This is a genomic window from Leclercia sp. LTM14, assembly GCF_023736175.1.
Taxonomy (GTDB): domain Bacteria; phylum Pseudomonadota; class Gammaproteobacteria; order Enterobacterales; family Enterobacteriaceae; genus Enterobacter; species Enterobacter barmai.
In genome coordinates this window covers 256,838-270,208 of the sequence record NZ_JAIKTT010000002.1, presented here as the reverse complement: position 1 = coordinate 270,208, position 13,371 = coordinate 256,838, and the positions used below count along the sequence as shown (strand labels likewise).

10 protein-coding genes and 1 pseudogene are annotated in these 13,371 nt (G+C 59.8%); 10 read left to right on the top strand and 1 reads right to left on the bottom strand.

Going from position 1 to position 13,371, the window contains the following annotated elements; genetic code table 11:
* Nucleotides 1-5 precede the first annotated feature (5 nt).
* Nucleotides 6-488: an L-2-amino-thiazoline-4-carboxylic acid hydrolase gene (locus tag K5I40_RS05645; RefSeq protein ID WP_039028719.1), complete on the top strand. Its 483-nt coding sequence runs from the start codon at nt 6-8 to the stop codon at nt 486-488.
* Nucleotides 485-1,711: a Zn-dependent hydrolase gene (locus K5I40_RS05640; protein WP_223074006.1), complete on the top strand. Its 1,227-nt coding sequence runs from the start codon at nt 485-487 to the stop codon at nt 1,709-1,711. The genes K5I40_RS05645 and K5I40_RS05640 overlap by 4 nt, the downstream gene beginning before the upstream one ends.
* 198 nt (nt 1,712-1,909) lie before the next feature.
* On the opposite strand, the gene K5I40_RS05635 is transcribed toward K5I40_RS05640, so the two are convergent.
* Nucleotides 1,910-3,397 carry an MFS transporter gene (locus K5I40_RS05635; RefSeq protein WP_223074005.1) on the bottom strand — a complete coding sequence of 496 codons (1,488 nt, stop codon included), beginning with the start codon at nt 3,395-3,397 and terminating at the stop codon, nt 1,910-1,912.
* A 115-nt stretch (nt 3,398-3,512) separates the two neighbouring features.
* Here K5I40_RS05635 and K5I40_RS05630 point away from each other — a divergent pair, with 115 nt between their 5' ends.
* From K5I40_RS05630 to mazF, 8 genes and pseudogenes are all read left to right on the top strand, one after another.
* Nucleotides 3,513-4,088, top strand: coding sequence for a TetR family transcriptional regulator (locus K5I40_RS05630; protein WP_039028715.1), 576 nt, complete (start codon nt 3,513-3,515; stop codon nt 4,086-4,088).
* A 196-nt stretch (nt 4,089-4,284) separates the two neighbouring features.
* The gene (locus K5I40_RS05625) at nt 4,285-5,676 is read left to right on the top strand and encodes a NarK family nitrate/nitrite MFS transporter (RefSeq protein WP_039028714.1); all 1,392 of its coding nucleotides are present in this window, start codon (nt 4,285-4,287) and stop codon (nt 5,674-5,676) included.
* Between the two features lie 66 nt (nt 5,677-5,742).
* Nucleotides 5,743-9,481 (top strand): annotated as a pseudogene (locus K5I40_RS05620) (nitrate reductase subunit alpha).
* Complete coding sequence (gene narH, locus K5I40_RS05615; RefSeq protein ID WP_138368996.1) at nt 9,478-11,022, top strand: nitrate reductase subunit beta; 1,545 nt, start codon at nt 9,478-9,480, stop codon at nt 11,020-11,022. Before K5I40_RS05620 ends, narH begins: the two are co-directional and overlap by 4 nt.
* Nucleotides 11,022-11,717 carry a nitrate reductase molybdenum cofactor assembly chaperone gene (gene narW / locus K5I40_RS05610; RefSeq protein ID WP_223074004.1) on the top strand — a complete coding sequence of 232 codons (696 nt, stop codon included), beginning with the start codon at nt 11,022-11,024 and terminating at the stop codon, nt 11,715-11,717. The genes narH and narW overlap by 1 nt, the downstream gene beginning before the upstream one ends.
* A complete protein-coding gene (gene narI, locus K5I40_RS05605) occupies nt 11,714-12,394 on the top strand; it encodes a respiratory nitrate reductase subunit gamma (protein ID WP_039028710.1) in 681 nt (226 codons plus the stop codon). The genes narW and narI overlap by 4 nt, the downstream gene beginning before the upstream one ends.
* A 319-nt stretch (nt 12,395-12,713) precedes the next feature.
* Complete coding sequence (locus K5I40_RS05600; RefSeq protein ID WP_405023079.1) at nt 12,714-13,028, top strand: AbrB/MazE/SpoVT family DNA-binding domain-containing protein; 315 nt, start codon at nt 12,714-12,716, stop codon at nt 13,026-13,028.
* Nucleotides 13,028-13,354, top strand: coding sequence for an endoribonuclease MazF (gene mazF / locus K5I40_RS05595; protein ID WP_223075295.1), 327 nt, complete (start codon nt 13,028-13,030; stop codon nt 13,352-13,354). Before K5I40_RS05600 ends, mazF begins: the two co-directional genes overlap by 1 nt.
* Nucleotides 13,355-13,371: the final 17 nt, after the last annotated feature.

Here is a 13,371-nt window from a genome sequence, read left to right as displayed (position 1 = left end):
ATGTGATGAGTGATAATAATGAGCTGGGCATTCTCGCCCGCCGCAAAATTGAAGCAGAAATTATTAAGCCAATTTACGAGATTCTGGTGCGTGAGATCGGTAAGACCCGCGCCCAGGCAGTGATTGGCGAGGCCATTGAGCAGGCCGCCATTAACGCCGGGAAAGAGTTTGCCAGCAAGGAGCCGGACGGCGCGGACGTGAAGAGCTTTATCGCCCTGCAGTATCTGTGGGAGAAGGATAACGCCCTCGACGTGAAGGTGATCGACGCCGACGACCAGCAGTACAACTACAACGTTACCCGCTGTCGCTATGCCGAGATGTATCACGAGATGGGCCTCGGCGAGATTGGCCACCTGCTCTCCTGCGCCCGCGACGAGAAATTTATCGTCGGCTATGCCCCGGACGTGGAGCTGACCCGCACCACCACCATTATGCAGGGCGGCGCATGCTGCGACTTCCGCTATCGCAGCACCAGGGACAAAGCATGATCCGCGTTAACGCAGACCGTCTGTGGTCGACGCTGGAGATGATGGCGCAGATCGGTGGCACGCCCGCGGGCGGCGTCACCCGTCTGGCGTTGAGCGACGAAGACCGCATTGCCCGCAACCTGCTGCGCGACTGGGCGCTGGAGGCCGGTTTTACCTGCGAGGTGGACAGCATGGGCAATATGTTTATCCGCCGCGCGGGTAAAAACCCGGCGCTTGCCCCGGTGATGACCGGTTCGCACGTGGACTCCCAGCCGCTCGGCGGCAACTATGACGGGATCTACGGCGTGCTGGCCGGACTGGAGCTGCTGCGCACCCTAAACGATCGTGAGGTCGAAACCGAGCGCGATATCGTGCTGGTGAACTGGACCAACGAAGAGGGCGCGCGCTTTGCTCCGGCGATGCTCGCCTCTGGCGTCTGGGCGGGTCAGCTTAGCGAAGAGTTTGCTTACGCCAGGATGGACAGCAAAAAGGTCACGGTGCGCGATGCCCTTGAGGCCATCGGCTATCGTGGCGAGCGCCCTGCCCGCGCCTTCCCGATCCACGCCTGCTATGAGCTGCATATCGAACAGGGTCCGATTCTGGAAGATGAAGCCATTGATATCGGGCTGGTGCGTGCGGCGATGGGTCAGCGCTGGTTCACCATCACCCTCGACGGTTTTGCCGCTCACGCCGGCACCACGCCGATGCACAGCCGCCGCGATGCGTTGACCGCCTTTGCGGAGCTGGCGTTGAAGGTGGAAGAGATTGGCTATCAGCATACCCCTGATGGCCGGGCGACCATCGGCATGGCGAACGTGACCCCCAACTCGCGCAACGTCGTTCCGTCCCGGGTGGTGTGTAGCGTCGAGTTCCGTCATCCGCAAAGTGAAGCGCTGGAGGCGATGGAAGCAGCACTGCATCAGGCGGCGGCGGATCTCTCTGCCCGTGGCGTCAGCGCCAACGTCGAGCGCATCTTCGACTATGCGCCGATTGCATTTGACGAGGCCTGTCTTGCCCGCACGGAAAACGCCGTGGCCGCGCTGGGCTATTCCTCGAAGTCGATGGTTTCCGGCGCCGGGCACGATACCTGTTACGTAAGCAAAATCGCCCCGGCCAGCATGATCTTTATCCCCTGCGTGAAAGGCATCAGCCATAACGAAGCGGAAAAGATCCTGCCAGAGTGGTCCGAGAAAGGGGCAAACGTGTTGTTGCACAGCGTGTTGAGTGCGGCGCAGGAATTGTAGAGCATTGCCGGATGCGCTGCGCTTATCCGGCCTACGGTTCGTGCCTTGCTTGCAGTTGTAGGCCCGGCAAGCGCAGCGCCGCCGGGCGTTGGCTCCCGTGCATGAATATATTGCCGGATGCGCTTCGCTTATCCGGCCTACGGTTCATGCCTTTCTTGCAGTTGCAGGCCCGGCAAGCGCAGCGCCGCCGGGCGTTTTTTACCGCTGCGACACCTTCTTCAGACTAAACCAGATCCCCACCGCCAGCACCAGCAGCATCCCGCCCGCACTGCCCAGCGCCAAGCTGTGAGAGGTGATAAACGCCGTTTTCGCTGCCTCAATCACTGATTCCGCCAGAGTCGGCGGCAGATCCTGCGCGATTTTCACCGCTTCGCCAATTGAAGATGAAGCCTGTCCTGCAAGGGATGCATCCAGCCCCGGGGGCAGCTCAATCGATGCCGAAAAACTGCGGGTCAGCAGCAGGCCGAAAATCGCAATCCCCAGCCCCGCACCCAGCTCATAGGACATGGTCTCAATCGCCCCTGCGGCGGCGGCTTTCTCTTTTGGCGCAGCGGCCATGATCGCCGAGGTGGACGCCAGCAGCGCGCTCGCCGCGCTAAACCCCAGCAACACCATCAGGCTCCAGGCCTGCCACTGCTGGGTGCTGAAATCGAGCATCGACAGGCCAGTGAAGCTGAGCGCGCTTAACCCCATGCCGCCGGTCGCCACGATCCGCAGCCCAAGAAGCCCTACCAGCACCCCGGCAATCGGCCCGCTGAAACCGCTGGCCACCATCAGCGGCAGCATAAACATTCCCGCTTCAAACGGCGTGAAGCCGTGGACAAACTGCAGCTCCTGGGCCATCAGCAGTTCGAAGCCCACCAGGGCGATCATCGCCGTCATCGCCATCACCACGCCGCTTAAAATCACGCGATGGCCGAACAGCCGCATGTCGATCATCGGCATGCGGGCGCGCAGCTGGATGCGCACAAAAGCAAACAGCATCATCCCGCCCGTTAAGAGCGTAACCGCTACCAGCCACGGCGAAAGCGCCCCTTTCAGCGCGGTTTTAGCGCTGAAGACCAGCAGCAAAATCGCCACGATCAGCATAAGGGCATGGGTGATGTTCAGCGGCTGTTCGGGCCGCCCTTCCTGCGCAGGCACAAAACGCGCCGCCAGAGAGACCACCAGCAGCACAATCGGGACGTTGATCAGAAAAACCGCGCCCCAGTAGAAGTGCGCCAGCAGCATGCCGCCGATCAGCGGGCCAAAGGCCGCACCGCCCGAGCCCACCGCCGCCCAGACGCCGAGAGCGATATTGCGCTGGCGCGCGTCGGCAAACAGCGTGCGGATCCCGGCGAGCGTGGCGGGAATAATCATTGCCGCACCGATGGCCAGCAGCGCCCGCGCCGCAATCAGCCACCCGGCCGTCGGCGCAAACGCCGCCGCCAGCGACGAAAGCCCAAACAGGCTACTGCCCAGAATCAGCAAACGCTTAAAGCCAATCCGATCCCCAAGCGCCCCCATCGGCAGCACCATACCGGCCATCACCAGCGAGTAAATATCAATGATCCACAGCAGTTCATTGCCGCTGGCATCCAGGGTCATACTCAGCGTCGGCGCGGCGACGTGCAGCACCGTGGCGTCAATCGCGACCGGGATATAGACCAGCACGATAATCACTAACGCTAACCACTGACGAAACATAAATTTCCTTATTTTCCGAAACTGGACACATGTCCAGAACCGGATCCTACGTAAAGTTGAACGCATGTCCAGCTTTTTGTTACACTCGTTGTCCCCGGGTTGAGAGTGAAAAGAAATGAGCTATCTGAGCAAGGACGAACGGCGGGAAGAGATTTTGCAGGCCGCCATGCGCGTGGCCCTAAGCGAAGGCTTTACCGCAATGACCGTCAGACGTATCGCCGCCGAGGCAAAAGTGGCGACAGGTCAGGTCCATCACCACTTCTCCTCCGCAGGCGAACTGAAAGCCCAGGCCTTTGTGCGCCTGATTCGCACCCTGCTGGACGCCGACGTGGTGGCAGAAAACGCCAGCTGGCGTGAACGCCTGCATTCTATGCTCGGCAGCGACGACCGCAGTTTCGAGCCCTATATCCGCCTGTGGCGCGAAGCGCAGCTGTTAGCTATTCGCGACGACGAAATAAAAGGCGCCTACGTATTAACGATGGAGATGTGGCATCAGGAGGCGGTAGACATAATTCGCGCCGGGGCAGACGCAAAGGCTTTTACGCTTAACGATCGCCCGGAAAATATCGCCTGGCGCTTAATTGGTCTGGTCTGCGGTCTCGATAGTTTTTACGTGTTAAATATGCCGGAAATGGACGAGGCCGCATTTAATCAGCATCTCGAAACCTTAATTACGCTTGAGCTTAATTAACCATTAATTTCATTTAACTGTTACGATTTGTAACACATTAAGCGAATCCTCTTCTCCCTTCTTTTCTCAGGGGTTCGCTTTTTTATCTATCCTTTCAGAAGACTCCCAAAACCACTCAAAAAATTCTCATCAGAATTTCAGGCATCTGCCTGAATGTATTTCTCTTTCTGCCATTTATGGAATGCAAGAGGGTAATATGTCGCAACAAACTGAGAAGAATAATCATTATCTTTTAAGTAACTGGAAACCGGAAAACGCTGCATTTTGGGAAAATAAAGGTAAGGCGATTGCGCGACGAAATTTGGTTATCTCCGTCGCCTGTTTGCTGCTGGCATTCTGCGTCTGGATGCTATTTAGCGCCGTTGCGGTGAATCTGAATAAAGTCGGATTTAATTTCACTACCGATCAACTATTTATGTTAACCGCCCTGCCGTCACTCTCCGGGGCAATATTACGCGTCCCCTACTCCTTTATGGTGCCTATATTTGGCGGTCGCTACTGGACGGTATTAAGCACCGTTATTCTGATTATTCCCTGCGTGTGGCTGGGTATTGCGGTACAAAATACATCTACCCCCTATTCGGTATTTATTATCATCGCCCTGTTATGCGGTTTTGCCGGGGCCAACTTCGCCTCCAGCATGGGCAATATCAGCTTCTTCTTCCCCAAATCGAAACAGGGCAGCGCCCTCGGCATTAACGGCGGGCTGGGCAATCTGGGCGTCAGCGTGATGCAGATGGTCGCCCCGGTGGTGATCTTCCTGCCGATGTTTACCTTTCTCGGGGTACACGGCGTGCCGCAGGAGGATGGTTCCAGCCTGTTCCTGGCGAACGCCGCCTGGATCTGGGCCCCGCTACTGCTGCTGGCGACCGTTGCCGCTTTTTTTGGCATGAACGATATCGCCAGCTCGAAGGCCACCATCGCCAGCCAGCTCCCGGTGCTTAAGCGTCTGCACCTGTGGCTGCTGAGCCTGCTCTATCTGGCAACCTTCGGCTCGTTTATCGGTTTTTCGGCAGGCTTTGCCATGCTGTCGAAAACTCAGTTCCCGGACGTTAACATCCTGCACCTGGCCTTCTTCGGTCCGCTTATCGGCGCGCTGGCCCGTTCTGCAGGCGGGGTGATCTCCGACAAGCTCGGCGGGGTGCGCGTGACCCTGGTCAACTTCATCTTTATGGCGCTGTTTAGTGCCCTGCTGTTCCTCACCCTGCCGGGCACCGGTTCCGGCAGCTTTACCGCCTTCTATCTGGTGTTTATGGGGCTGTTCCTCACCGCTGGCCTCGGCAGTGGATCCACCTTCCAGATGATCGCTGTCATCTTCCGGCAAATCACCGTTTATAGAGTGAAACTCCACGGCGGCACCGACGAACAGGCGCAGAAAGAGGCGGTTACCGATACCGCCGCCGCGCTGGGCTTCATCTCGGCCATTGGCGCCGTCGGCGGGTTCTTCATTCCCAAAGCCTTCGGCACTTCGCTGGCGATGACCGGCTCGCCGGTCGGCGCGATGAAGGTCTTCCTGGTGTTCTACATCGTCTGCGTGTTCGTCACCTGGCTGGTGTATGGCCGTCGACAAAAGCACGTCAAATCATAACGATATTCAATACTTTGTGAGCAGTGTAACCCCGGGGTGGTGCGTCGCCCCGTCAGGAGAAACGTCATGAGTAAACTGTTGGATCGCTTTCGTTATTTTAAACAAAAAGGCGACACCTTCGCCGATGGACACGGTCAGGTGATGCACACCAACCGCGACTGGGAGGACAGCTATCGCCAGCGATGGCAGTTCGACAAAATTGTGCGATCCACCCACGGGGTGAACTGTACCGGCTCATGCAGCTGGAAGATTTACGTCAAGAACGGGCTGGTCACCTGGGAAACCCAGCAGACCGACTACCCCCGCACCCGCCCCGACCTGCCCAACCACGAGCCGCGCGGCTGCCCGCGTGGGGCAAGTTACTCCTGGTATCTCTACAGCGCCAACCGCCTGAAGTATCCGCTGGTGCGCAAGTCGCTGATTGAGCTCTGGCGCGAGGCGCTGGCTCAGCACAGCGATCCGGTCCTGGCCTGGAACGCCATCCAGAACGATCCGCAAAAGAGCCAGAGCTACAAACAGGCCCGCGGCCACGGCGGGTTTGTCCGCTCGAGCTGGAAAGAGCTGAACCAGCTTATCGCCGCCGCTAACGTCTGGACCATCAAACACTACGGCCCGGACCGGGTGGCGGGTTTCTCGCCGATCCCGGCGATGTCGATGGTCTCCTACGCAGCAGGTACCCGCTATCTCTCCCTGCTGGGCGGCACCTGTCTGAGCTTCTACGACTGGTATTGCGACCTGCCGCCCGCCTCGCCGATGACCTGGGGCGAACAGACTGACGTGCCCGAATCCGCCGACTGGTACAACTCCAGCTATATCATCGCCTGGGGCTCCAACGTGCCGCAGACCCGCACCCCGGACGCCCACTTCTTCACCGAGGTGCGCTACAAGGGCACCAAAACCATCGCCATCACCCCGGATTTCTCGGAAGTGGCGAAACTCAGCGACCAGTGGCTGGCGCCGAAACAGGGTACCGACAGCGCCTTAGCCATGGCGATGGGGCATGTGATCCTGAAAGAGTTCCACCTCGATAACCCCAGCGACTACTTCCTCAACTACTGCCGCCGCTATACGGACATGCCGATGCTGGTGATGCTCGATCCCCGGGACGACGGCAGCCTGGTCCCAGGCCGGATGCTGCGCGCCTCCGACCTCGCCGAGGGGCTGGGCGAAGCCAATAATCCGGAGTGGAAAACCATCGCCTTCACCCTCACCGGGGATCTGGTAGTGCCAAACGGCTCTATCGGCTTCCGCTGGGGTGAGAAAGGCAAATGGAACCTCGAATCGCAGGCGGCAGGCCAGGAGACCGAGCTGGCGCTCTCCCTGCTCGGCACCCACGACACCGTCGCCGGGGTGGCTTTCCCCTATTTTGGCGGCAACGAAAACCCGCATTTCCGCAGCGTGAAGCAGGAGCCGGTGCTGGTGCGCCAGCTGCCGGTCAAAACCCTCTCCCTTGCCGATGGCCGCCAGCTGCAGGTCGCCAGCGTTTACGATCTGGTGCTGGCGAATTACGGCCTCGACCGGGGGCTGGAGGATAACCTCGCGGCAAAAGATTACGCCGAGATCAAAGCCTACACCCCGGCCTGGGGCGAGCAGATCACCGGCGTGCCGCGTCGTCATATCGAACAGATTGCCCGGGAGTTCGCCGATACCGCCCATAAAACCCACGGCCGGTCGATGATCATCCTCGGGGCCGGGGTCAACCACTGGTATCACATGGACATGAACTACCGGGGGATGATCAACATGCTGGTCTTCTGCGGCTGCGTGGGCAAAAGCGGCGGCGGCTGGTCGCACTATGTCGGCCAGGAGAAGCTGCGCCCGCAAACCGGCTGGCTGCCGCTGGCCTTTGCCCTGGACTGGAACCGTCCGCCGCGCCAGATGAACAGCACCTCCTTCTTCTACAACCACGCCAGCCAGTGGCGCTATGAAAAACTCACCGCCAGGGAGCTGCTCTCCCCGCTGGCGGACGCCTCGAAATTCACCGGGCACCTGATCGACTTCAACGTGCGGGCCGAGCGCATGGGCTGGCTACCCTCCGCGCCGCAGCTCAACCTCAACCCGCTGCACATTAAGGCCCAGGCCGATGCCGCAGGACTGTCGCCCCAGGAGTACACCGCCCGGGCGCTGAAATCCGGCGATATCCGCATGGCCTGTGAGCAGCCGGACAGCGGGCACAACCACCCGCGCAACCTGTTCGTCTGGCGCTCGAACCTGCTTGGCTCCTCCGGCAAAGGCCACGAGTACATGCTCAAATACCTGCTCGGTACCGAAAACGGTATTCAGGGTGAAGAGCTGGGCAACACCGATGACGTGAAGCCGGAAGAGGTGGAGTGGCAGACCGCCGCCATCGAAGGCAAGCTGGATCTGCTGGTCACCCTCGACTTCCGCATGTCCAGCACCTGTCTGTTCTCGGATATCGTCCTGCCTACCGCCACCTGGTACGAGAAAGACGACATGAATACTTCGGACATGCATCCGTTTATTCATCCCCTCTCCGCCGCCGTGGACCCGGCCTGGGAGTCGCGCAGCGACTGGGAGATCTACAAGGGCATCGCCAAAGTCTTCTCGGAGGTGTGCGTCGGCCATCTGGGAACGGAAACCGACGTGGTGCTGCAGCCGTTGCAGCACGACTCTCCGGCGGAGCTCTCCCAGCCGTTCGACATCGCCGACTGGCGCAAAGGCGAATGCGATCTGATCCCCGGCAAAACCGCGCCGACTATCGCCGTGGTGGAGCGCAACTATCCTGACACTTACGAGCGCTTTACCGCCCTCGGCCCGCTGCTGGACAAACTCGGCAACGGCGGGAAAGGCATCTCCTGGAACACTCAGGACGAGGTCGATTTCCTCGGCAAGCTCAACTACGTCAAGCTCGATGGCCCGGCGAAAGGCCGCCCGCGCATCGAAACGGCGATTGACGCCTCGGAAGTGATTCTCGCCCTCGCCCCGGAAACCAACGGCCAGGTGGCGGTGAAAGCCTGGGAAGCGCTGGCGGAGTTCACCGGGCGCGAGCACAGCCATCTGGCGCTGAACAAGGAAGACGAGAAGATTCGCTTCCGCGATATTCAGGCCCAGCCGCGCAAAATTATCTCCAGCCCGACCTGGTCCGGCATTGAGAGCGAGCATGTCTCCTACAACGCCGGGTACACCAACGTTCATGAGCTGATCCCGTGGCGCACCCTTTCCGGGCGTCAGCAGCTCTATCAGGATCACCTCTGGATGCGCGCCTTCGGCGAAAGCCTGGTGGCCTATCGTCCGCCGATTGATACCCGCAGCGTCAGCCATATGCGCGAGATCCCGCCGAACGGCTTCCCGGAAAAAGCGCTGAACTTCCTGACCCCGCACCAGAAATGGGGCATTCACTCCACCTACAGCGAAAACCTGCTGATGCAGACCCTGTCGCGCGGCGGGCCGATTGTCTGGATCAGTGAAACCGATGCCCGGGAGCTGGGCATTGAGGATAACGACTGGATCGAGTGCTTCAACGCCAACGGCGCGCTCACCGCCGGCGGTGGTCAGCCAGCGCGTGCCGCCGGGGATGACCATGATGTACCACGCCCAGGAGCGCATCCTGAACATTCCGGGGTCCGAAGTGACCGGACGGCGCGGCGGCATCCATAACTCGGTGACCCGCGTCTGCCCGAAACCGACGCACATGATCGGCGGCTACGCCCAGCTGGCGTACGGCTTCAACTACTACGGCACCGTAGGCTCCAACCGCGACGAGTTCATCATGATCCGCAAAATGAAGAACATTAACTGGCTGGACGGCGAAGGTAGGGATCAGGTACAGGAGGCGAAAAAATGAAAATCCGCTCACAGGTTGGCATGGTTCTGAACCTTGATAAGTGCATCGGCTGTCACACCTGCTCGGTGACCTGCAAAAACGTCTGGACCGGGCGCGAAGGGATGGAGTACGCCTGGTTTAACAACGTCGAAACCAAGCCGGGCATCGGCTATCCGAAAAACTGGGAAGATCAGGAGCAGTGGCAAGGCGGCTGGATCCGCGGCATCTCGGGCAAGCTGACCCCGCGCCTGGGCGGCAAACTGGGCGTGCTGTCGAAAATCTTCGCCAACCCGCAAATGCCGCAGATTGACGACTACTACGAACCCTTTACCTTCGACTATCAGGATCTGCACCGCGCCCCGGAAGGCGGCCATCTGCCGACCGCCCGCCCGCGCTCGCTGATCGACGGCAAGCGCATGGACAAAATCAAATGGGGGCCCAACTGGGAGGAGCTGCTCGGCGGCGAGTTCGAGAAACGCGCAAGGGATCGTAACTTCGACCGGATGCAGAAGGAGATGTACGGCCAGTTCGAAAACACCTTCATGATGTATCTCCCGCGCCTGTGCGAACACTGCCTGAACCCGAGCTGTGCGGCAACCTGCCCGAGCGGGGCCATCTACAAGCGCGAAGAGGACGGCATTGTGCTGATCGACCAGGACAAATGCCGCGGCTGGCGTCTGTGCATCAGCGGCTGCCCGTACAAAAAAATCTATTTCAACTGGAAGAGCGGTAAGTCGGAAAAATGCATCTTCTGCTATCCGCGTATCGAATCCGGCCAGCCGACCGTCTGCTCGGAAACCTGCGTCGGACGCATCCGCTACCTCGGCGTGCTGCTGTATGACGCCGATCGTATCGAAGAGGCGGCCAGCACCGAGCACGAAACCGATCTCTACGAGCGTCAGTGCGACGTGTTCCTGGATCCGCACGACCCGGCCATCATCGAGGAAGCGGTTAAGCAGGGCATCCCACAGAACGTCATCGATGCGGCGCAACGTTCGCCGGTCTACAAAATGGCGATGGACTGGAAGCTGGCCCTGCCGCTGCACCCGGAGTACCGCACCCTGCCGATGGTCTGGTATGTGCCGCCGCTGTCGCCGATCCAGTCCTACGCCGATGCCGGTGGTCTGCCGCAGACCGACAGCATTCTTCCGGCGGTGGAAAGCCTGCGCATTCCGGTGCAGTACCTGGCGAATATGCTTAGCGCGGGCGACACCGGCCCGGTACTGCGTGCCCTGAAGCGCATGATGGCGATGCGCCACTACAAACGCTCCCAGACCGTCGAAGGGGTGACCGATACCCGCGCCATTGAAGAGGTGGGCCTCAGCGTTGAGCAGGTGGAGGAGATGTACCGCTATCTGGCTATCGCTAACTACGAAGACCGCTTCGTGATCCCGACCAGCCACCGGGAGATGGCCCGCGACGCCTTCCCGGAGCGCAACGGCTGCGGCTTTACCTTTGGCGACGGCTGCCACGGTTCCGACACCAAATTCAACCTGTTCAACAGCAGCCGCATCGACGCCATCAATATCACCGAGGTGCGCGAACATGGGGAGGGAGAGTGATGCAGATCCTCAAAATTATCGCCCTGCTGATTGAGTACCCGGACGAGGCGCTGTGGGAGAGCCGCGACGAGGCGCGGGCCCTGGTGGCGCAGGACGCCCCGGCGCTGCTGCCTTTTGCGCAGGCGTATCTCAGGGCCCCGCTGCTCGACCGGCAGGCGTCGTGGTGCGAGGTGTTCGAGCGCGGGCGCGCCACCTCGCTGCTGCTGTTCGAGCATGTGCATGCCGAGTCGCGGGATCGCGGCCAGGCGATGGTCGACCTGATGAACCAGTACGAGCAGGCCGGGCTGCAGCTTGACTGCCGCGAACTGCCGGACTATCTGCCGCTCTATCTGGAGTATCTGAGCACTTTGCCGGAAACCCAGGCCCGGGAGGGGTTGCAGAACGTCGCGCCGATCCTGGCGCTGATTGGCGGGCGGTTGAAGCAGCGGGAGGTAGCGCAGTATCAGCTCTTCGACGCCCTGCTGAAATTTGCCGGCAGTAAGCTATCCAGTGACAGTGTCACCAAACAGGTGGCAGGCGAAAAACGGGACGACACCCGCCAGGCGCTGGACGCGGTCTGGGAAGAGGAACAGGTAAAGTTTATTGAAGATAACGCCACGGCCTGCGACAGCTCGCCGATGCAGCAGTATCAACGACGCTTTAGCCAGGACGTCGCGCCGCAGTACGTGGACGTCAGCGCCGGAGGCCCAAAATGACACAGCATCTGAACGTCTTTTTCTTCGATATCTACCCTTACATCTGCGCCGCGGTCTTTTTCCTCGGCAGCTGGCTGCGGTATGACTACGGGCAGTACACCTGGCGCGCCTCCTCCAGCCAGCTGCTGGACAAGCGCGGCATGAACTGGGGCTCGAACCTGTTCCACATCGGCATTCTGGGGATTTTTTTCGGCCATCTGTTCGGGATGTTAACCCCGCACTGGATGTATGCCTGGTTCCTGCCGATGGCGGTTAAACAGCAGCTGGCGATGATTGCCGGGGGGATTTGCGGGGTGCTGACGCTGATTGGTGGCTCGATGCTGCTCTACCGCCGCCTGTTCAACCAGCGGGTACGGGCGACGTCAACCACGCCGGATATCATCATCATGAGCATTCTGCTGACCCAGTGCGTGCTCGGCCTGACGACCATTCCGTTCTCGGCGCAATACCCGGACGGCAGCGAAATGCTGAAGCTGGTCGGCTGGGCGCAGGGGATCTTTACCTTCCAGGGGGGCTCGTCTGAAATGCTGACCGGCGTGGCCTTTATTTTCCGCGTCCATCTGGTGTTGGGGATGACAATCTTCCTGATCTTCCCCTTCACCCGACTGGTGCACGTCTGGAGCGCGCCGTTCGAGTACATTACGCGACGTTATCAGCTGGTGCGATCGCGGCGTTGAGTCCGCGTCACGCCGGGGTTTGCTCCCTCTCCTCTTTGGGGAGAGGGTTGGGGTGAGGGGAAACATGCGACTCTGGTGGTGCTTCCGCTCACTCCAGAACATCATGCCGCATAAAAACGCCGGGTGGCGGCTGCGCCTTACCCGGCCTACCAAACCGCACCACACCGTAGGCCGGGCAAGCGCACGCGCCGCCCGGCGTTGTTGGCCCCATCCCGCCGGGTGGCGGCTTCGCCTTACCCGGCCTACCCAACCGCGCCAAACCGTAGGCCGGGCAAGCGCAAGCGCCGCCCGGCGTTGCAGGCCGACAAACGTATCGACAATGTTGACACATAAAATCTATGCGCTTTATGATGTCGATACTATGTATCGACATCTGGAGTGCTTATATGCCACAAGTCACCGTAAAAAATGGGGAAACAGCCCTTCTGTCAGGCTACCCGTCGCGGTCATGCGTGAGGCTGAATTGAACGTTGATGATGTAGTAAACGTTAACGTAGACGAAGAAGGACGAATTATTTTGACACCGGTCAGGAAGGACGAACCGACACTTGAATCGCTGCTTGCGGCAATCACTGACGACAATCTGCATCATGAAATCTCATTTGGGGAACCGCAAGGTAAGGAGCTGCTGTAATGGACTACATCCCGGAAGCGGGTGATATTGTCTGGCTGGATTTCGATCCGCAGTCAGGACATGAACAGGCAGGACATCGCCCTGCGCTGGTCATATCACCTGCAACCTACAACGGACGCACCGGCCTGATGCTTTGCTGTCCAGTCACGTCACAAATTAAAAATTATCCCTTCGAAGTCAGCATTAGCGGCTCACGCCCTAACGTCGCCCTCGCCGACCAAATTAAAAATCTGGACTGGCGGGCACGCAACGCAGTGAAAAAGGGAACCGCAACCGTCGAAGAGTTAAATGCCGTCAGAGCACGCGCAAAGGTTCTCATCGGCTAACAGAAAGGGGCTAACGC